This is a genomic window from Pseudoalteromonas sp. BMB, from assembly GCF_001709235.1.
Classification (GTDB): Bacteria; Pseudomonadota; Gammaproteobacteria; order Enterobacterales; family Alteromonadaceae; genus Pseudoalteromonas; species Pseudoalteromonas maricaloris.
Genome location: NZ_MBQA01000057.1, coordinates 139,705 through 161,139 on the forward strand (window position 1 = coordinate 139,705; position 21,435 = coordinate 161,139).

Annotated in this window: 17 protein-coding genes; 14 read left to right on the forward strand and 3 right to left on the reverse strand. The window is 45.4% G+C overall.

Features of this window, described 5'->3' with window-relative positions; genetic code table 11:
• Positions 1 to 6: 6 nt before the first annotated feature.
• From BB427_RS04575 to BB427_RS04600, 6 genes are all read left to right on the forward strand, one after another.
• Positions 7 to 726 carry a succinate dehydrogenase iron-sulfur subunit gene (locus tag BB427_RS04575; protein WP_010371461.1) on the forward strand — a complete coding sequence of 240 codons (720 nt, stop codon included), beginning with the start codon at positions 7 to 9 and terminating at the stop codon, positions 724 to 726.
• 84 nt (positions 727 to 810) lie between these two features.
• On the forward strand, positions 811 to 3,624 hold the full coding sequence (gene sucA, locus BB427_RS04580; protein ID WP_010371459.1) for a 2-oxoglutarate dehydrogenase E1 component: 2,814 nt from the start codon (positions 811 to 813) through the stop codon (positions 3,622 to 3,624).
• Between the two features lie 10 nt (positions 3,625 to 3,634).
• The gene (gene odhB / locus BB427_RS04585) at positions 3,635 to 5,128 is read left to right on the forward strand and encodes a 2-oxoglutarate dehydrogenase complex dihydrolipoyllysine-residue succinyltransferase (protein WP_045989062.1); all 1,494 of its coding nucleotides are present in this window, start codon (positions 3,635 to 3,637) and stop codon (positions 5,126 to 5,128) included.
• 173 nt (positions 5,129 to 5,301) lie between these two features.
• Positions 5,302 to 6,468: an ADP-forming succinate--CoA ligase subunit beta gene (sucC, locus tag BB427_RS04590; RefSeq protein ID WP_010371452.1), complete on the forward strand. Its 1,167-nt coding sequence runs from the start codon at positions 5,302 to 5,304 to the stop codon at positions 6,466 to 6,468.
• Complete coding sequence (gene sucD, locus BB427_RS04595; protein WP_010371451.1) at positions 6,468 to 7,340, forward strand: succinate--CoA ligase subunit alpha; 873 nt, start codon at positions 6,468 to 6,470, stop codon at positions 7,338 to 7,340. The genes sucC and sucD overlap by 1 nt, the downstream gene beginning before the upstream one ends.
• Before the next feature lie 41 nt (positions 7,341 to 7,381).
• The gene (locus BB427_RS04600; protein ID WP_254663581.1) at positions 7,382 to 7,999 is read left to right on the forward strand and encodes a Crp/Fnr family transcriptional regulator; all 618 of its coding nucleotides are present in this window, start codon (positions 7,382 to 7,384) and stop codon (positions 7,997 to 7,999) included.
• Between the two features lies 1 nt (position 8,000).
• On the opposite strand, the gene BB427_RS04605 is transcribed toward BB427_RS04600, so the two are convergent.
• The 3 genes from BB427_RS04605 to BB427_RS04615 all read right to left on the reverse strand — a co-directional run bounded on the left by BB427_RS04605 (position 8,001) and on the right by BB427_RS04615 (position 10,894).
• Entirely contained in the window at positions 8,001 to 8,312 is a 312-nt protein-coding gene (locus tag BB427_RS04605) for an antibiotic biosynthesis monooxygenase family protein (protein WP_010604654.1), read from the reverse strand.
• Positions 8,313 to 8,431: 119 nt separating this feature from the next.
• Positions 8,432 to 9,643: a M24 family metallopeptidase gene (locus BB427_RS04610; RefSeq protein WP_069019090.1), complete on the reverse strand. Its 1,212-nt coding sequence runs from the start codon at positions 9,641 to 9,643 to the stop codon at positions 8,432 to 8,434.
• Positions 9,644 to 9,658: 15 nt separating this feature from the next.
• The gene (locus BB427_RS04615; RefSeq protein WP_069019091.1) at positions 9,659 to 10,894 is read right to left on the reverse strand and encodes an NAD(P)/FAD-dependent oxidoreductase; all 1,236 of its coding nucleotides are present in this window, start codon (positions 10,892 to 10,894) and stop codon (positions 9,659 to 9,661) included.
• 228 nt (positions 10,895 to 11,122) lie between these two features.
• Between BB427_RS04615 and BB427_RS04620 the strand changes: the two genes are divergently transcribed.
• From BB427_RS04620 to BB427_RS04655, 8 genes are all read left to right on the forward strand, one after another.
• Entirely contained in the window at positions 11,123 to 12,037 is a 915-nt protein-coding gene (locus BB427_RS04620) for a dihydrodipicolinate synthase family protein (RefSeq protein WP_069019092.1), read from the forward strand.
• A gap of 4 nt (positions 12,038 to 12,041) precedes the next feature.
• Complete coding sequence (locus tag BB427_RS04625) at positions 12,042 to 13,043, forward strand: 4-hydroxyproline epimerase (protein WP_069019093.1); 1,002 nt, start codon at positions 12,042 to 12,044, stop codon at positions 13,041 to 13,043.
• 84 nt (positions 13,044 to 13,127) lie between these two features.
• Entirely contained in the window at positions 13,128 to 14,624 is a 1,497-nt protein-coding gene (locus BB427_RS04630; protein WP_069019094.1) for an aldehyde dehydrogenase (NADP(+)), read from the forward strand.
• Positions 14,625 to 14,763: 139 nt separating this feature from the next.
• Positions 14,764 to 15,429: a GntR family transcriptional regulator gene (locus tag BB427_RS04635; protein WP_039495756.1), complete on the forward strand. Its 666-nt coding sequence runs from the start codon at positions 14,764 to 14,766 to the stop codon at positions 15,427 to 15,429.
• A 273-nt stretch (positions 15,430 to 15,702) separates the two neighbouring features.
• Positions 15,703 to 17,598 carry a propionyl-CoA synthetase gene (locus tag BB427_RS04640; RefSeq protein WP_069019095.1) on the forward strand — a complete coding sequence of 632 codons (1,896 nt, stop codon included), beginning with the start codon at positions 15,703 to 15,705 and terminating at the stop codon, positions 17,596 to 17,598.
• 458 nt (positions 17,599 to 18,056) lie between these two features.
• Positions 18,057 to 19,325 carry an efflux RND transporter periplasmic adaptor subunit gene (locus BB427_RS04645; protein WP_069019096.1) on the forward strand — a complete coding sequence of 423 codons (1,269 nt, stop codon included), beginning with the start codon at positions 18,057 to 18,059 and terminating at the stop codon, positions 19,323 to 19,325.
• A 41-nt stretch (positions 19,326 to 19,366) separates the two neighbouring features.
• Complete coding sequence (locus tag BB427_RS04650) at positions 19,367 to 20,062, forward strand: ABC transporter ATP-binding protein (RefSeq protein WP_010604884.1); 696 nt, start codon at positions 19,367 to 19,369, stop codon at positions 20,060 to 20,062.
• A gap of 9 nt (positions 20,063 to 20,071) precedes the next feature.
• A complete protein-coding gene (locus BB427_RS04655) occupies positions 20,072 to 21,433 on the forward strand; it encodes an ABC transporter permease (protein ID WP_069019097.1) in 1,362 nt (453 codons plus the stop codon).
• The last annotated feature ends 2 nt before the right edge of the window (positions 21,434 to 21,435 follow it).

Consider the following 21,435-nt stretch of genomic DNA (forward strand, 5'->3'; position numbering starts at 1 on the left):
TAAGCGATGGCAACTTTAGAATTATCTGTTTATCGTTATAATCCTGATGAAGATGCGGCGCCACGCATGCAAGACTATTCTCTAGAAGTAGAGGAAGGTCGTGACATGATGGTGTTAGATGCTCTTATGCAGTTAAAAGAGCAAGACCCATCTTTATCTTTCCGTCGTTCATGCCGTGAAGGGGTATGTGGTTCTGACGGTATTAATATGAATGGTAAAAACGGCCTTGCATGTATTACTCCAATTTCTGCTTTGCAGAACGGTGGTAAAGGCAAGATCGTCATTCGTCCATTACCAGGTCTTCCGGTGATCCGTGACTTAGTAATCGACATGAGCCAGTTCTATACGCAATACGAGAAGGTTAAGCCATTCTTGATCAACGACAAGCCAACTGGTGGTGAAGAACGTCTTCAGTCAATTGAAGAACGTGAAAAGCTAGATGGCCTGTACGAATGCATTCTTTGTGCATGTTGTTCAACGTCTTGTCCTTCTTTCTGGTGGAACCCAGACAAGTTCATCGGTCCTGCGGGTCTTCTACATGCTTATCGTTTCTTGGCTGATAGCCGTGATACAGCGACAGAAGAACGTCTTGCTGGTCTTGATGATGCGTTCAGCGTATTCCGCTGTCACAGTATTATGAACTGTGTTAGCGTATGTCCAAAAGGCCTTAATCCTACTAAGGCAATTGGACAAATTAAATCAATGTTGTTAAACCGTTCGGTATAACACATACTACTAGCTAAGATGGCAAGCAAAAGCTTGCCATCTTGTTTTCGTTTGAGTTTCTGCGCTAGATAAAAGGGCTAATAGATGCACGAAGGTGTGATGAAGGCATGGCTAGAATCTTCGCATTTGTACGGCGGTAACGTTGCGTACGTAGAAGATCTATATGAGGCGTATCTAGATGATGCAGCTTCAGTGCCAGAAGAGTGGCGAGAGGTGTTTGATCAACTACCTAAAGTTGATGGAGTGGATGTTGACACTAAACATTCAGAAGTAAGAGCGCAATTTGCGGAGCTTGCTAAAAACAAACACAGAGAAGTCGTGGTTTCCGCAGAGGGTTCTGCTGATGCCAAGCAAGTTAAAGTTCTGCAGTTAATTAATGCATTCCGTTTCAGAGGTCATCAGAACGCAAACCTAGATCCTTTAGGGATTTGGGATAGAGAACGTGTTCGCGATCTTGACCCTGCTTTTCATGATTTAACCGATGCAGACTTAGATAAAGAATTTAACGTTGGCTCTTTTGCTTGTGGCAAAGAGACAATGAAACTCAAAGACTTGTACGCTGCGCTTAAAGCGACATACTGTGGCTCTATCGGTGCTGAGTACATGCACATCACGTCTACCGAAGAAAAACGTTGGTTACAACAGCGTTTGGAATCGTCCTTCTCGAAGCCACAATTCGACAAAGAAACCAAACTAAGAATCTACAAAGGTCTAACTGCTGCAGACGGCTTAGAAAAGTACTTGGGCGCAAAATTCCCAGGCGCTAAGCGTTTCTCTCTAGAAGGCGGTGACTCACTTGTGCCTATGCTGAAAGAGCTTATTCACCGTGCTGGTGAAAGCGGTCAGCAAGAAGCCGTAATTGGTATGGCCCACCGTGGTCGTCTAAACGTACTAGTGAATGTATTGGGTAAAAACCCACAAGAACTATTTGACGAGTTCGCTGGTAAATATGGCGAGCACGCAGGTTCTGGTGACGTTAAATACCATATGGGTTTCTCTTCTGACTTCGGTACGAAGGGCGGCAATGTTCATATGGCATTGGCATTTAACCCATCTCACCTTGAAATCGTAAACCCAGTAGTAATGGGTTCGGTACGTGCTCGTCTTGACCGTTTGAATTGCCAAAGTGGTTCTAAAGCATTACCAATCACAATTCACGGTGATTCTGCAATCGCAGGTCAAGGTGTCGTTCAAGAAACGTTTAACTTATCGCAAACACGTGCATACGGCGTTGGCGGTTCGATCCGTATTGTAGTTAATAACCAAGTTGGTTTCACTACGTCAAAACGCGAAGATACTCGTTCGACTGAATACTGTACTGATATCGCTAAAATGGTTCAGGCACCTATCTTCCACGTGAACGCAGATGATCCTGAAGCCGTTGCTTTTGTTACACAAGTTGCACTTGATTTCCGTAACAAGTTTAAACGTGATGTGGTGATTGACTTAGTATGTTACCGTCGTCACGGCCACAACGAAGCTGATGAGCCAAATGCAACGCAACCGCTGATGTATCAGAAGATCAAAAAGCACCCTGTACCTCGCCAATTGTATGCTGATCAACTTGTACGCGAAGGTGTGATTTCTGAAGACGATGCGAAACAAATTGCTGACGATTACCGAAATGGTCTTGATAAAGGCGTTTGTGTCGTAGAAGAAATTCAAAAAGAAACCAAACACTCATCAGATTGGTCTAAGTATGTTGGTCACGATTGGGACACGCCGTATGAGCCAAAAGTTGCGCTAGATAAACTCAAAGCGCTTGGCGAAAAGATTGCGAGCTACCCAGAGGCTCATAAAGCACAATCACGCGTTAAAAAGATTTACGATGACCGTAAACTTATGGCGCAAGGCGAGAAAATGCTTGATTGGGGTATGGCTGAGACATTGGCTTACGCGACCTTGGTTGATGAAGGCACTGATATTCGTCTTACCGGTCAGGATTCTGGTCGAGGTACATTCTTCCACCGTCATGCCGTAGTACATAATCAAAAAGACGCGTCTACTTATCTTCCGCTGCAAAACATTCGTGAAGGCCAAGGCCTGTTCGAAGTGTACGATTCAGTACTTTCGGAAGAAGCGGTACTTGCATTCGAATATGGTTACGCGACAGCAGAGCCAACGTCATTGGTACTGTGGGAAGCGCAATTTGGTGACTTCGCCAACGGTGCTCAAGTCGTATTCGACCAATTCCTAAGTTCAGGTGAGCAGAAGTGGGGTCGTTTATGTGGTCTAACACTACTTCTTCCTCATGGCTATGAAGGTCAAGGTCCAGAGCACAGTTCTTCGCGTTTAGAGCGTTATTTACAGCTTTGTGCTGACCACAATATGCAAGTATGTGTGCCGTCAACACCAGCGCAAGTATACGCAATGCTACGTCGTCAATCGGTTCGTCCACTACGTCGTCCTCTGATTGTAATGACGCCTAAGTCGCTATTACGTCATCCATTAGCTGTTTCTAGCCTAGAAGAGCTATCCGAAGGCGTATTCAATAACATGATCGATGAGATTGATGATATCAATCCTGAAAACGTTGAGCGTGTTGTGTTCTGTAGCGGTAAGGTTTATTACGAACTACTGCAAGAACGTCGTAAGCAAGAGCTTAACAACGTGGCTATCGTTCGTGTTGAACAGCTATATCCATTCCCTCACAAAGAGATGGATGAGATCATGGCTCGCTACCAGCACGTAAAAGATTTTGTTTGGTGTCAAGAAGAACCACAAAACCAAGGTGCTTGGTACTGTTCACAGCATCATTTCTGGGAAGCTATCCCAGCTGGCGCAAATCTGACTTATGCAGGCCGTAAGGCTTCAGCTGCACCAGCATGTGGATACATGTCTACACATACTAAAGAACAAAACGCGTTAATTGCTGACGCTTTAACAATTAAGAAATAAGGAATAAGAGATGACAACCGAAATTAAGGTTCCTGTTCTTCCTGAGTCTGTTGCCGATGCAACGGTTGCTACATGGCATGTAAGCGTTGGCGATAAAGTGACTCGTGATCAAAACTTAGTTGACATCGAAACGGATAAGGTCGTTTTAGAAGTTGTAGCGCCAGAAGATGGTGTTATCGTTGCAATTTCTGAAGAGGAAGGCGCAACCGTTCTTGGCGAACAAGTTATTGCACAACTAGGTGCTGCTGATGAAGCAGCGGCGCCTGCTCAATCAAATGAAAAACCAGCAGCGTCAGAATCGGCGCCAGCAGCAGAAGGTAAAGAAGTGGACATTAAAGTACCTGTACTTCCTGAGTCAGTAGCAGACGCTACTATCGCAACTTGGCACGTTCAACCAGGTGAAGCGGTTAGCCGCGACCAGAACCTAGTTGATATTGAAACAGATAAAGTGGTTCTTGAAGTTGTTGCACCTGAAGACGGTGTGATGGGTGAGCACATCCACGCTGAAGGTGAGACAGTACTAGGTGATCAAGTTATCGGTAAAATCGTTGCCGGTGGCGCACCAGCTGCATCATCAAGTGCGAAGAAAGAAGAAGCACCAGCTGCTGCTTCTGACGAAAACTCAGATGTACTAACACCATCTGTTCGTCGTCTTATTGCAGAGAAAGGCCTTGATGCTGCCAAGATCAAAGGTTCTGGTAAAGGCGGTCGCATTACTAAAGAAGACGTGGATGCTTTCCTTAAAGCACCAGCAAAATCAGAGTCTAAGCCTGCGGCTTCTGCACCAGCTGCCCCGGTAGGTGAGCGTACTCAAAAACGTGTACCTATGACTCGTCTACGTAAGACAATCGCTAACCGCTTATTAGAAGCGAAGAACTCAACAGCAATGCTGACGACGTTCAACGAAGTAAACATGAAGCCAATCATGGATCTTCGTAAGCAGTACCAAGAGGTATTTGAGAAGCGCCACGGTATTCGTTTAGGTTTCATGTCTTTCTACGTGAAAGCGGTAACTGAAGCACTTAAGCGTTTCCCTGAAGTTAACGCGTCAATCGACGGTGACGATATCGTTTACCACAACTACTTTGACATCAGCATCGCGGTATCAACACCTCGTGGTCTAGTGACTCCAGTACTACGTGATTGTGATAAGCTTTCTGTTGCTGAAATCGAGAAGAATATTCGTGAATTGGCTATTAAAGGTCGTGATGGCAAACTAACTGTTGACGATATGACTGGCGGTAACTTCACTATTACCAATGGTGGTGTATTCGGTTCACTGCTATCTACGCCTATCATCAACTTGCCACAGTCTTCAATCTTGGGCATGCACAAAATCCAAGAACGTCCTATGGCAGTAAACGGTAAAGTTGAAATTTTACCTATGATGTACCTAGCACTATCTTATGACCACCGTCAAATCGATGGTAAAGAGTCAGTTGGTTTCCTAGTAACAATTAAAGAGTTGCTTGAAGATCCAACACGTCTACTACTAGACGTATAATATTTGTTTAAAGAATAAGCTGTATGCTCGCATACAGCTTTTTTTTTGCGCCTTTGGTCTAAGTGGGGTTTTCATCAGAAGCCTTGGGATCTATACTATGTGCGCAATTTGGGATAGCTGACTATTTGCATAAATATTCAGCTTTTTTAGTATAAAAAATTGGATAAAGCATCATGAATTTGCATGAGTATCAGGCAAAACAACTTTTTGCCGAATATGGTTTACCTGTATCAGAAGGCTTTGCTTGTGATACACCTCAAGAAGCAGTTGAAGCTGCTGGTAAAATCGGTGGAGACAAGTGGGTTGTTAAGTGTCAAGTACACGCTGGCGGCCGTGGTAAAGCTGGCGGTGTTAAACTTGCAGACAGCAAAGACGAAATCCGCGCATTCGCTGAAAACTGGTTAGGTAAAAACCTAGTTACTTACCAAACAGACGAGAAAGGTCAGCCTGTTGCTAAAATCTTAGTAGAAAGCTGCACTGATATTGCAAATGAACTATACCTAGGTGCTGTTGTTGACCGTGGTTCACGTAAAATCGTGTTCATGGCATCAACTGAAGGTGGTGTAGAAATTGAACAAGTTGCAGAAGAAACGCCTGAACTAATTCATAAAGCTGAGATCGACCCACTAGTAGGTCCTCAAGCTTACCAAGGTCGTGAGCTAGCGTTCAAACTAGGTTTGAACCCAACTCAAGTTAAGCAATTCACTAAGATCTTCATGGGTCTAGCGCAAATGTTTATCAACCACGACTTTGCTCTACTAGAGATCAACCCTCTAGTTATCACAGACGCTGGTAACCTACACTGCCTAGACGGCAAAATCGGTGTAGACGGCAACGCATTGTTCCGCCAGCCTAAGATCCGTGAATTCCACGATCCTTCACAAGAAGACGCTCGTGAAGCACACGCAGCAAGCTTTGAACTTAACTATGTAGCTCTAGACGGTAACGTTGGTTGTATGGTTAACGGTGCAGGCCTTGCGATGGGTACTATGGACATCGTAAACCTACACGGCGGCAAGCCAGCTAACTTCCTAGACGTTGGTGGCGGCGCGACTAAAGAGCGTGTATCTGAAGCATTCAAGATCATCCTTTCTGACGACAATGTTAAAGCAGTATTAGTTAACATCTTCGGTGGTATCGTACGTTGTGACATGATCGCTGAAGGTATTATCGGTGCGGTTAAAGAAGTTGGCGTAAACGTACCAGTAGTTGTACGTCTTGAAGGTACTAACGCTGAAGCTGGTCGTGAAGTACTAGCTAACTCTGGCCTTGACATCATTGCAGCTGAGTCACTAACTGACGCTGCTGAGAAAGTAGTTGCTGCTGCGGAGGGCAAATAATGTCTGTACTAATTAACAAAGATACTAAAGTAATCTGTCAAGGTTTCACTGGTGGTCAGGGTACTTTCCACTCTGAGCAAGCTATCCAGTACGGTACGCAAATGGTTGGTGGTGTTTCTCCTGGTAAAGGTGGCACAACTCACCTAGGTCTACCTGTATTTAACACAGTACGTGAAGCGGTAGAGTCAACTGGTGCAACTGCATCTGTTATCTACGTACCAGCTGCGTTCTGTAAAGACGCTATCCTTGAAGCGATCAGCGCAGGTATCGAACTAATCGTATGTATCACTGAAGGCATCCCTACACTAGATATGGTTGATGTTAAAGTGAAGCTAGAAGAAACTGGCGTTCGCATGATTGGTCCTAACTGCCCAGGTGTTATCACTCCAGGTGAAACTAAGATCGGTATTATGCCAGGTCACATCCACTTACCTGGTAAAGTAGGTATCGTGTCACGTTCTGGTACTTTGACTTACGAAGCAGTTAAGCAAACAACTGACGCTGGCTTCGGTCAATCTACTTGTGTTGGTATCGGTGGTGACCCAATCCCAGGCACTAACTTCATCGACGTACTAGAGATGTTCCAAAACGATCCGCAAACTGAAGCTATCGTAATGATCGGTGAGATCGGCGGTACAGCTGAAGAAGAAGCGGCTGAGTACATCAAGCACAACGTAACTAAGCCTGTTGTTTCTTACATCGCAGGTGTTACAGCTCCTCCAGGTAAGCGTATGGGTCACGCTGGTGCAATTATCGCAGGCGGTAAAGGTACAGCTGACGAGAAATTCGCAGCACTTGAAGCCGCGGGTGTTAAAACAGTTCGCTCTCTTGCAGAAATCGGTTCTGCACTAAAAGAGAAAGCGGGTTGGTAAGTTAATACCACACGTTAAAAAGGCTCCTCAAGGAGCCTTTTTTGATCTCGCTATACCAATTGCATGAGGGGATTATGCCTTTTCATAAACTCGGTCAGCTTTGTGAAGTCACAAAAAATGAATTATTAACACTTACTCAGCAAAACCCAACGTTCGACACTAAGCGCTGCAGCCGCAATGAAATATTATTACGACAAGGGCAAGTGCAACGTCATGGCTTCTTTATCCACTCTGGCAAGCTTGTCTCATCGGTTGTAAATGAAACAGGGGAGCTAAGGCATAAGGAGTTTTATTTTGCAGGTGAACTTTGTATTTTATTTGCTGAATGGATCCAAAAATCTCCCAGCTTCTATCAAATCTCTGCACTGGATGATGCGAAGATAGTACTCGTTCCGTTAGCCGAATTAGAACAGGCTAACCTTCGTGCACTTAAATTAAAATTATTAGAACAGCAGTTGCTATTCAAAGAAGCAAAAGAAGCTTTTCTATTACTAAATACGCTGGAGCAAAGATATTGTTTTTTGCGTGACGAACGTCCGCATTGGGTTAATGGTTTAGCCAATTATGATCTGGCTAATTATTTGGGCGTAACGCCTCAAGGGCTATCACGCCTAAAGTCGCGAGTGAACAAAGCACGAGCGACTACAACTAAGCGCTAGCTCAAAGACTATATTCACGCTCTACCTTAGCAATACGAGTTGTATAGCTTTGATACCATTTTTTATTGCCGTTTTTTTGTGCCTCAATATGCTCAGCATTGGCTTTCCATGCTTTGATTGATTCTAGGTCGCGCCAATAAGAAACGGTGATCCCAACCTCTTCACGCGCAGATTCTAATCCTAAAAACCCGGGTTGAAGCTGAGCAAGCTCGACCATTCGCGAAGCGGTTTGGGCGTAGCCCTCGTCGTCTTCATTTTTAATATTGGTAAAAATTACGGCGTAATAGGGTGGTGGTGGAGTAGTTGCTATCATAAGTTGAAGCGCAGTAGATTGAAGATATTAAGTTTATACCAATTAACCTGTGCTCCAATCAATCACGATAAATGATGAGTTGCTTATCAGAGCATCTCATCATGTAGCCATCGCTAAGGTTATTCAACCCCAAAAGGATTGTCTATGCTATGTGCAGGTTCAGTAAACCAACGTGGACCATCGTCGGTCATATAGAAATGGTCTTCCAAGCGAATGCCAAATTCGTCAGGAATAACCAGCATAGGCTCGTTTGAAAAGCACATTCCAGCTGCAAGCGGTTCAGGGTTGTCTTTGACTAAATAAGGCCATTCGTGGATATCTAAGCCGATCCCATGCCCAGTGCGATGTGGGCAACCTGGTAGTTGATAATCAGGACCGAGCCCATTGCTAGCAATATACTCTCTCGCGGCCTTATCAACAGCGCCACAGGGCGCACCAATTTTGGCTGCATTAAATGCTGCAATTTGCGCTTGCTTCTCGATTTGCCAAACGGACTTTTGCTTTTCACTGGGGTCGCCAAAAACATAAGTACGGGTGATATCACTAAGATAGCCGTGTAACTTACAACCTGTGTCGACGAGAACCACATCGCCTTTTTTCAGCGTTTGTGGATTTTTTACACCATGTGGGAATGACGACGCCACACCAAATAGCACAATACAAAAATAATTACCCGGCGCCCCCACTTTTTTGTGCGCTTCATTAATAAAGGCTTCAACCTCAGTTGTGGTGATCCCGTCATACAGCATAGATGCCGTTGCTTTATGTACGGCAAGTGTCATGTCCATTGCACGTTGAATAAGGGCAATTTCATTGGCCGATTTATGCATTCTACAATGCGCGGTTACTGCCTTTGCATTGATAAGCGAAAGCTCAGGTGCCGCGAGTCTGATCCCATCAGCAACAAAAAACGCAGTGCTTTCGTCAATGGCGAGCGTGCCTGTGCTATCAATATTGAGTGTGTTAAGTACGTTTGCGACGAGCTGGTAAGGAGATTCTTCTTCTTGCCAAGCATGAATAGGGCCTTCAATCAGCCAATAATCCTTAATAGAGCCAATTTCAAAAAACGGGACGATAAACTGAACTTGTCCATTGGCGGGTAAAATAGCACCGACCAAACGCTCACTGGCGTACCATTGTAAACCAGTAAAGTATTTTAAATTTGTACCAGCATTTAAATAGAGTGCATCAATGTTGTTCTGCTGCATATATTGTTGAGCTTTCTCTATTCTTGCTAAATACTCGCTTTCGCCAATTGGCGCTACGCCTTTGGTCATATCTTCTAAGTTATCTAGCGCCTGTTGCGCGCTCTGGTATGCAATACCTTTCATTTTCGTGATCCTTAGCTAATTAAATCGAGCAATACTAAAGGGAGTAAGATCGATGTCGTTGGGCTTGTTGTCAATAAGATCTGCGATACATTCACTTGAAATTGCGGCTTGGGTCAGTCCTAAGTGCTGATGACCCAGTGCAAAATAAAGGTTGTGATGATTTGGCGCTTGTCCGATGACAGGTAAATAATCTGGGAGTGAGGGACGGCAGCCAACCCACAAGTTATCATTTTGCTGTGGCAGCGATGAGTTTAACAATATACTTGCATGATGCAATAATGCGCGAGCACGGCTGTAGTTGGGTTTACTCTCCAGTGCAGCAAATTCTACCGTTCCGGCCAGTCGCAAACCTTGTGACATAGGCGTCATGATAAACCCTCGCTCACTTGATGCGACAGGTCGTGTAAGCGTATTATTCACTGCCAACATGTTGTGATAACCACGCTCGGCAATCATGGGCAGTGAGTAACCTAATGACGCACAGAGCGCTTTACTTGCAGCACCCGTTGCCACAACTACTTTGTTAAAGGTCATCTTGTGGTTATTCGAGTTGAGTGTGTAGCCATGCTCTGTGTGGGTAATATTGTCGATCGAGCCTTGTTGGAATGCTCCCCCTAGCTCCATAAAGTGCTCATATAACGTCAAACAGAGAGCGTAGGGATCTGTGCTATGCGCGACTTTATCAAAATACAGTGCCGAGGTAATGGTACTTGATAGGCTCGGCTCCATTTCTCGGGCTTGAACACCTGTAAGTAAGCTCACTGAGATGTCTTGTTCTGCGTATTTTTTATAGCTTTGACGCGCAGAGCTTTCGTCACTTTCAAATACCAGTAAACTGCCGTTGCTAGATATAAGTGTATGATATTTATCACCAAGTAAACGCTGGTATGCGGGTAGTGCGCGTTCATTTAAACTTCTAAGTGCGATTGTACCTTTGTGGAAACAGCTACTTTTCATTTGCTTTAAGAATTGTACAAACCAAGGAATATTTTTGAGCAAAGAGGTGGTCTCAATTCGCAAAGGCCCCACCGGATTGACTAACATGCCAGGTACTTTTGTGAGTAAAGCTGCGTCTGCCATGGGGAATACCTGCTCTGTGGCAAAATGCCCCGCGTTACCCTTAGAGCACCCCTCTGCGGGCTGATTTTTATCGAACAAGGTAACAGCGTGGCCTCGTCGAGCTAATTGCAGTGCGGTGGTGATCCCAATGATCCCTGCGCCTATCACTGCAATTTTATTATTACTTTCCACAATTTACCTCACCATCCTAAATTGTATTTCCACATAGACATCAATCAGGCCTCGTTTAAATACCTACAAGAAAAAATTTACCACTTATAAATCATAAGATTACAGATATTTAGGCCAGTCATTTGAGTTGATGGCTAAAAAATCTCTCTTTTGAATATTGATTATTGTATACAATATACCTATGATGGCAAGCACAATAACTAAACAACCTAATGAAAGGCGAGAACCATGAACGTAAATTGGCAGGGTGTATATCCAGCAGTAACCACTCAATTCCATGATGATGAAAGCATCAACTTTGATACTACCAAAGAGATGATAGATAACCTGATTAACGAAGGGGTTCATGGCATCATAGTATTAGGCACCGTCGGTGAAAATTGCTCACTCACGGCTGACGAGAAACGCCAAGTGTTAAAAGCTGCAACAGAAGTGGTAGGTGATAGAGTGCCACTACTTAGTGGCGTGGCTGAAACCACAACTGCGCTTGCTGTCGAGTTTGCCAAGGATGCAGAAGCGCTCGGCATAGATGGACTGATGGTATTGCCGGGGATGGTTTACCGCTCAACCGAGCGCGAAGCGATCCATCATTACCAACAGGTTGCGCGAAGCACGGCATTACCGATTATGATTTACAACAATCCGGTGACCTACGGTGTCGATGTGTCTATTGAAGGCATGAAAACCTTAGCTGAGGAGTCCAATATTGTTTCTGTAAAAGAAGCAACGGAAGATACCCGTCGTATTAGCGAGCTGTTTAGCGCATTTGGCGATCGCTACGTGGTATTTGGTGGTGTTGATGATATCGCACTGGAAAGCCTGATGCTTGGTGCGACAGGTTGGATCTCGGGATTGACCAATGTATTCCCACGCGAGTCAGTGGCTATTTATAAACTTGCTGAACAAGGTCGCTATGAGGAAGCGCGCGCGCTGTGGCGTTGGTTTTTACCTTTGCTACGCTTAGATACTATTCCGACACTGGTGCAGTGCATCAAATATGCAGAACATTTGGCTGGACGTGGTAGTGAAGTGACTCGTTCTCCAAGATTGCCACTCACCCAAGAACAAAAGGCTTACGTGAGTCGTTTGTACGATGAAGCGATGGCAAATCGAATTGACTTAAGCCAATATAACTTGGACTAAGCGTATGATTTTAGGTACCTACTATTGTATAGATGGCCATACTTGTGGCAATCCCGTGCGCTTGGTCACAAGCGGTCATCCAACGCTTTTGGGCGAGAGCATGAGTGAAAAGCGCCAACATTTTTTACGTGACTACGATTGGATAAGGCGCGCACTGATGTTTGAGCCCAGAGGCCATGACATGATGTCGGGTGCCTTTTTATATCCACCGACCACTGCTGATGGGGATGTGGCAATCCTATTTATCGAAACCTCTGGGTGCTTGCCTATGTGTGGACACGGCACCATCGGGACAGTCACTTTTGGCCTTGAAAGCGGCCTTATTACTCCAAAAGAACAGGGGGTACTCAAGCTTGACACCCCTGCGGGGCGCGTGAATGCCTATTATGAGATGAAAGCAGGTAAAGTGACTTGGGTAAAGCTCTACAATGTGCCGGCATTTTTGGCTTACCAAACGGTGCCTGTCCATGTTGATGGGCTAGGGGAGCTCATCGTTGATATTGCCTATGGTGGTAACTTTTACATTATTGTTGAGCCTCAAAGTCTATTTGCTGGTGTGGATCAAAGTTGCGCCGCGGAATTACTGGCGTGGAGCCCTAAAGTGCGCGCGGCAGTTAACGCGCAAATAAACCCAATTCATCCTGAAGACTCTACCGTGTGTGGCGCCTCCCATGTGTTATGGACAGGCAAGCCGCAACATCCAGATAGTCATGCGGCCAACGCAGTATTTTATGGCGATAAGGCGATTGATAGGTCGCCTTGTGGTACCGGCACAAGTGCACGAATGGCACAGCTATTTGCAAAAGGACTGCTAAAAGATAGCGATACCTTTGTTCACGAGAGCATCATAGGCAGCCAATTTATCGGTAAGGTCGAAGGCACAACTGAAGTCGCGGGAAAAGCCGCAATTCTGCCAAGTATTCAAGGCTGGGCACGTCAAACGGGGAGTAATTGTATCACTGTAGATGACGAAGATCCGTATGCATTTGGTTTTCAAGTGCTCTAGGGCCTGTTGACCTTTGCTGCAAAAACAAACTTGAAAGATCAATAGGTCCTAGCCATTAAGACTGAAAGAAAACAGGAGCTAACAATGAATTTATCAGGAAAGAGCTACATCAACGGTGCGTGGCAAGCCGCACAAACGGCAACAACGTTTTGCGCGTTTTGCCCGGCAACCAATGAACCGTTAACGCAAGCATTTTTTAACGCCAGTGAAGCACAAGTAGAAGAAGCCGTTAATGCAGCAGAGCAGGCTTTTAAGGCTTATCGTAAAACCTCGATGACTGCTAGAGCCGAATTTTTAGAGACCATAGCCCAAGAAATTCTCGCCTTAGGTGATGAGCTGATCACTACTACGATGGCAGAAACTAACCTACCAAGGCCAAGACTCGAGGGCGAGCGTGGCCGCACGGTAAACCAATTAAACGCATTTGCTGCAGCGCTGAGAGATAACCTAGCTGAGCTTTGCCTGACTAAGGAAGAGCAAGCAGACACAAATCGCACGCCGGTGCCTAAGCCAAAAACACAGCTTAAGCATATTCCTATTGGTGTTGTTGCGGTGTTTGGCGCGTCAAACTTCCCGTATGCCTTCTCTACGCTCGGGGGCGATACCGCAGCTGCGTTAGCCGCCGGCTGTCCTGTGGTATATAAAGGTCACCCAGCACATCCAGCAACGTGTGAACTAATGACTAAGGCCATCGCCACAGCAATAAGCAAGTGCGATATGCCAAGCGGGGTGTTTTCAATGCTGCAAGCGAAAGCATACGATGTCGCGCATTGGCTGGTGAAAGCCGAGCCTATCAAAGCGGTTGGATTTACAGGCTCCTTTGGCGTTGCAAAGGCATTGCAAGACACTATCGCGAAGCGCAATGAACCTATCCCGCTTTATGGTGAGCTTGGCAGCGTAAACCCGCAAATTGTCTTACCTGAAAAGGTACAGTTGCAAGGCGCAGAGCTTGGTGCACAATTTGTCCAGTCCTTACTTATGGGTAATGGCCAATTTTGCACTAGCCCCGGTATTTGGTTGGTGCCAAGCAATCATTCACAAACATTTATCGAGACGGCTAAACAAAATATTAGCGCAGCGCCTTCAGATACTCTATTGACTTCGGGCATTTTAAAAGCCTATCAAAACAGCATCGCGGCGCTAAAAGCACACCCTCAGGTAACCTTATTAAGCGCTGGTGAGCTAGCACAGCCGTTTCACGCAAGCGCCCACTTGTTCCTAACGGATAGCGAAAGCTTTGCGACCGATGCAAGGCTTAAAGAAGAAGTCTTTGGGCCAAGTGCTTTAGTGGTGAGCTATGACAACTTAGCGCAGCTTGAAGACTTAATCGCAGACTTAGATGGGCAGCTCACCGCCAGTATTCATGGCACTGAGTCTGACCTACATCAAGCCGAAGATATTATAGAGGCGTTACAATACCGCGTAGGTCGATTGATTTACGGGCAAATGCCCACGGGCGTTGAAGTGTGCGCCACCATGAACCACGGTGGGCCGTTTCCGTCATCAACCGATGTACGTTCAACATCGGTAGGGTTAGAAGCGCTCAAACGATTCGTAAGACCAATTTGTATACAAAGTTAAGCAAACCAAGCCCATAGTACTGCTATGGGCTTATTTATTCAGACATAATTCGCACATCAAACTTATATACTCGACAAACATGCAATTTGAACTCAGATACGTTTATAATGAGTTCATAAAACAATAATTACTAAATACTATGGCGATTGTACATAAAACTCGAACTCAATTAGTTGCTGAAGCAATTCGTGAAAAAATCCTCACTGGCGAAATCAAAGCGGGCGAGCCGCTGAGGCAAGCCGCGCTGGCAGATGAGTTAAATGTAAGCCGTATTCCTGTTAGAGAAGCACTCCTACAACTAGAAGCCGAAGGCTTAGTTAACTTTGAAGCGCACAAAGGTGCGACGGTCACGCGCTTAAGTGCCGAGCAAATCGATGAAATATTTGATCTACGGGCATTGTTAGAAGCTGAGCTGTTACGCCACTCAATCGACAAGTTAACTGCACGAGACCTGCTAGAAGCCGAAGCCATTTTAGCCGAGCTTGAAGAAGCCACCGCCGCTGGTGATACACAACTGGCAACTGGTAAGCTTAATGCCGAATTTCACAGCAAACTCTACAGCAAAGCGCAGCGCCCACAAACTCGCGAACTGGTGGATGTGTACAGTAAAAACTCCGAGCGCTATGTGCGCATGCACATCCTACTTGCCGGCGGCATAAAAACCGCACCAGAGGAACACCGCCAGCTATTAGAACTATGCCGCGATAAAAATACCAAAGGGGCCTGTGACTTTTTGAAAAAACATATCACCGGCGCAAAGGATGATATTAAAGCGCTGCTGCTAAAGCTTGAAAGCGAGCAGTAGGTAAATTTGGTTGTATAGGCCCTAGTGGATTTCTGAATAATAGTCATATCTATTCTCATGGCTATTGTTCAGGACGCTGTGATTACATATATATCAAATTAGAAGAACAAGTGCTCATTAACACCCGTACTCGAGGCTGCTCCTTACCCAAACATAATCATATCTAATGCCCCAACCTTGATCCACATCATCCTCGCAAGACTAAAGTCTCATCAAAACTTGGCGGTTTTTTATCTATCTTTACTAAGTTCCAGCGAAACTGAGTAACTTATTATGACAACAACAACCTATCAACAGGCATATCAAACATTTTCCCAAGACCCAGAGGCATTTTGGCTTAAAGAAGCGGCACAACTTGATTGGCATACGCCACCAAAAATCGGACATAACCAAGACCAAGAGGGGCTGAGTCATTGGTTTAGTGATGGTTTGATGAATACTAGTTATTTGGCACTCGACCATCACGTACACCAAGGCCGAGGCGAGCAAACTGCATTAATTTATGACTCGCCGGTGACGAATACCAAACGCAAAATTAGCTATGGCGAGTTGCTCTCTCAAGTGAGCCATTTTGCGGCTGGCTTAAATCAACTTGGTGTAAGCGTAGGGGATAGGGTCGTAATTTATATGCCCATGGTGCCAGAGGCGGTCGTTGCCATGCTTGCTTGTGCGCGCGTGGGTGCTATTCATTCCGTGGTGTTTGGCGGTTTTGCACCTCATGAGCTTGCGGTGAGAATAGATGATGCGAAACCAAAGCTAGTGATCAGTGCTTCTTGCGGAATTGAAATAGGCCGCACCATTGAATACAAACCTATGCTGGACGAGGCGCTTTCGTTGGCAAAACATCAAGTGAAGCATTGCATTGTGTTACAGCGTGAGGCATACCAAGCACAGATGTCATCGCCAAGAGACCTAGATTGGGCTGTGGTGGCAAACACGCCTGAATCCTTTGATGCCGTGCCGTTACCAAGCACGCATCCGCTTTATATTTTGTATACCTCTGGCACCACAGGCACGCCTAAAGGAGTAGTGCGAGAGCAGGGCGGTCACGCTGTGGCATTAAACTACAGTATGAAAACCGTTTACGGCATGGAGCCCGGAGAAGTGTTTTGGGCAGCATCCGACATTGGTTGGGTTGTGGGGCATTCTTATATTGTCTATGGCCCACTGATTTATGGTTGTACCAGCGTGTTATACGAAGGAAAACCGATTAAAACTCCAGATGCAGGGGCATTTTGGCGAGTGGTTGAAGAATACCAAGTGACAGCACTTTTTAGTGCACCGACGGCATTTCGTGCCATTAAAAAAGAAGATCCGAGCGCAGCGCTTTTGGCTAATTACAACACCAGCAGTCTAAAAACGCTATTTTTAGCTGGTGAACGACTCGACCCTGCCACCTACGACTGGTTACAGTCCACTACAAAGCTGCCGGTGGTCGACCACTGGTGGCAAACGGAAACGGGCTGGGCAATTGCATCTAACCCAGTTGGGATTGAATTGATGCCTACAAAGGCGGGCAGTGCCACAGTTCCTACACCGGGCTATCAAGTCGAGATCCTTGATGTGGACGGCAGTCCATGCGAGGCCAATCAACAAGGTGTTGTTGCGGTGAAATTACCACTCCCTCCCGGTTGTTTAACCACTATTTGGAATAACACGGCGCGCTTTAAAGGCAGTTACTTATCACAATACCCCGGCTATTATCTATCTGGTGACGGCGGCTATTTTGATGAAGACGGCTACCTGTTTATTATGGGACGCACCGATGACGTAATAAACGTAGCCGGGCATAGACTGTCAACCGGTGAAATGGAAGAAATCGTTGCTGGTCACAATGCAATTGCAGAATGCGCCGTATTCGCCGGTAAAGACGAGTTAAAAGGTCAAGTACCCATTGCCATGGTGGTATTGAAAGATGGCGTAAACACTACTGAGTCGGCAATTGCCGAGGAGATAAGAAGCCTGATCCGCGAAAAAATCGGCGCGATTGCCTGCCTTAAAACCATTAAAGTGGTTGCGCGTTTACCCAAAACCCGTTCGGGTAAAATTCTCAGAAAGAACCTACGCCAGCTGGTAGACGGAGAAGACATTATCGTGCCATCTACCATTGACGACCCCGCCATTATTGAAGAGCTAAAGCAATTGTGGGATATGAGCCAGCACCAATAGTTTTTGTGTGTTAGCAGGTTACCCCTAACGCTAAACGCGCATCAACATTAGTTAGGAGCGGGTTCATCCCGCGATCTTTTGAGTGCGGTTACCTCAAAACTCTGATATCGCGATAAATCACGACCTACCAGTTTTAGTCACGATCTATCTGTGTTGCTGAGCTATTAGGGTAAACCTTGTGCTAAACGCGTAGCAATATTAGGTGGGAGCGGGTTCATCCCGCGATCTTTTGGAGTGTGGTTCCTTCTAAAATCTGATGTCGTGATAAGTCACGACCTACCTGTTTTAGTTACGTCCTGCTATTGTCCGCAAACTGTCCGGTGTCCGTCCAATCCCCTTAAATAAAGCCGTTTAATCTCATAAATACCATATAAAACAATAATATAAATTATGGCATGCTACTTGTAATTAGTTATTCATGATAATCGCGGACACTCACTTGTCCGCAAGGAGGTAGCATGATTAAAGATACAAGTGCGCAAGACAAACAAATCGCAAAAAAGCGAACCATAAAAAAGCCTGTGATTGCGTTATTGGCTGTTGGTATCACCTTAGGCGGATTAACCAGTGCTTGGCCAAGCATTAACACGATTTTATCTGCAGAACAGACGGTATCGCGGGAGCAAGTACGTCTCGCCACGGTAGTGAGAGGTGATATCAGCGAAGATATTCGTGTTGAAGGGCGTACGCTCGCTGCGAATAATCCAGACTTATACGCCATCGCATCGGGCACAGTAACGCTAAACGTTAAACCCGGTGATGCCATCAAAGCTGGGCAATCGTTGCTTAGTATAGATAGCCCTGAACTAACCAATCGTTTACTACAAGAAGAGGCCACGTTCGAACGTTTACAAACGGAAGTTGAGCGCCAACGGATCTCGATTAAACAGCAGCTACTCGATACCGAACAACGCATGGAAATGGCGAAAGTAGACTTAGAAGCGGCAGAGCGGGAAATGGCGCGCTCAAAACAAAGCATCGAAAAGCAAATTATCTCAAAACTAGAGCTTGAGCAGTCAATGGTTGAACTTAAGCGTGCGCAACTACAAGAGCGGCATGCCATCGAGTCGCTAAAGCTTGAGCAAGAGCGACTTGCGTTTGAGCTAAAAAGTAGCGAACTGAGCCTAACCAGACAACAGCATATTTTAGAAGAAGTGCAGCGTCAGGTAGCGGCACTTAACATTATATCGCCGTTGTCGGGTATTGTTGGTACGGTGCATGTCCAGCAAAAGCAGTTTGTACAGCGAGATGCGGCGCTAATATCCTTGGTTGACCTTTCAGAGCTTGAGGTTGAAGCGCAAATACCAGAAATTTACGCCGACAATTTGGGGGTAGGCATGGCCGCTGAAGTATTTATCAATCAATACCAATATCATGCAAAACTGGTCGCTATCTCTCCTGAAATTGAAGCTGGCCGTGTCAGTGCGCGAGTACGTTTTGATGAACAACCAAGTGGTCTTCGCCAAAACCAAAAGGTATCTACAAGAATTATTCTGTCGCAAAAGCAAGACGTGCTCAAAGTAAGGCGTGGTGCATTTGTTGAAACTGGCGCAGGGCGTTTTACCTATGCGGTTGTCGGTGAGCAGGCTGATCAAACACACATTCAGCTCGGTGTAAAAAGTATTTCTGAAGTTGAGGTTATCGAGGGCCTGAGTGAAGGACAAGAAATCGTGATCTCAAGTTTAGAACCGTTCAATAACAAAGCGCGAGTGTTACTCGGGAAGTAGCCCCATCTTGCGCATCGAATAAGAATGAGAAGGAATAGACAATGTTAAAAATGAATGAAGTAAGCAAAATCTATCGCACAGATCTGATTGAGACCCATGCGCTCAGTAATGTTAATTTAACCATTGAAGAAGGGGAATTTATTGCGGTCACAGGCCCGTCAGGATCAGGCAAAACGACCTTTTTGAACATTGCCGGTTTGTTAGAGCGTTTTGAGCGCGGTGACTACTTTCTAGATGGTGAAAACGTTGCCAATCTTAACGATAAAAAGCTGTCACAGCTAAGAAACGAAAAAATTGGCTTTATCTTCCAAGGCTTTAATCTTATCAGCGACTTATCTTTATATGACAACGTTGAAGTCCCCCTTATTTTTAGGGGAATAAAAGCCAGCGAGCGTAAAAAGCGCATTGAAGAAGCGCTTGAACTCGTTGGGCTTGCAAGCCGAATGAAACATCATCCTGCACAACTAAGTGGTGGGCAACAGCAGCGTGTGGCTATTGCCAGAGCGCTTGCAGGAAAACCTAGATTCCTACTTGCGGATGAGCCTACGGGTAACTTAGATAGCTTAATGGCAAGACAAGTGATGGATTTATTACAAGAAGTGAATCAGGCGGGCACCACATTGATTATGGTAACCCATGACAATGAGCTGGCTCGAAGAGCTGGTCGTAATATCCAAATTCTTGATGGTGAGCTAACCGACATCACTAAATCTCAGCTAACCGAACTGGCAGTGTAGGAGCAAGTAATGAAAGAGCTAATACTATTAGCTTGGCAGGGATTAAAGCAAAAACCCAAGCTAAGCGTACTGATGGTGATCAACCTTGCAGTTGGGATCACCTTGATGTTGACGATGTCAGCCATTGTAAAACAAAGCAGCAGCGAGGTGATTGGTCATAAGGGAGATTACTTGTACACCGCGGGTCTGAATTTTTTTGATGGCGACCAAGACGTTGTCGATTTTAACCAATTTCCTCGCTGGACATATCAAGATGCAGAGGCGCTTAAGCAAGCGGATTTACCATACGAGCATCTATCATTTAACTACACCACAGAGTTTATTGTGGGGCTGGCGGATAACTCAATTAGGCCTATTAGTGTAGAAGCTTCTGGTACAGATAGAGATATGTTTAGTGTACTAGATGCGCCGTTTATCCACGGAGCTTCTTGGAGTGAACAAAGCCAACAAGCTGGTGAAGCGGTCGCTGTGATCAGTAAAAACGCTAACGACCATCTTTTTGGTGGGGCGAATTCTGTCGGGCAGTTTATTCAAGTTCAAGGCGAACAAATACAAGTCGTGGGCGTGGTTGATTTAAGTAATTATAAACGTCGTTTCCAAGATTTGAGCTTTAGTAATAATTACAATCACGATGCTTTTATCCCGCTAAATTATGCCTATGCGCAAAACTTTCCACGAACGGGGCAAGTATCGTGTAGAACCGACGATTTATACACCGCAACCAACCCACGCAGCGGCAATATCGACATGCTGAAAAGTGCTGAATGTGGTTATTTGACGGTTTGGTTCCAGTACCAAAAAGATATGGGGGCGGCGCATCTTGCTGAACTAAAAACTTGGTTGAATAACTATATTGCAAATCAGCAAGCGGTAGGCCGTTTTCAACATAATAATCTCACCGATTTTTATAGCATGGGCGAGCTCTATATTTTGATCCAGCGCTTTATGGCGTGGGAAGCCATTTACTTAACGTTTTCGTATTTACTATTTGGCATTTGTTTAGTGAATACAGTAGGCATTCTGCTGGCTAAATTCCAAGCCAATCGCAAACTTATTTCTCTTTACCGAGCGCTTGGTGCAAATCGGGGAGTGATTATGAGAATTCACTTTTTAGAGATTTTGATGCTCACAGTTGCCTCTGTGGTGCTTGGTTTTGTACTAGCATTTGCAGGACTCGAGTTGATGTTCCATTTGCGTATGTATCAGACGGATTATATGGCATTTGCTGAGCAAGTCCGTCAAATCTATCAGTTTGATGGTGAGCTGGCACTTTTGACCACCATAGGCATTTTCTTGGCGGTTGGGATATCTGGACTATATCCGGTATACCGTAGTAGCCGTGTATCACCAGCTGCAGAGTTAAGGGGGTAAGT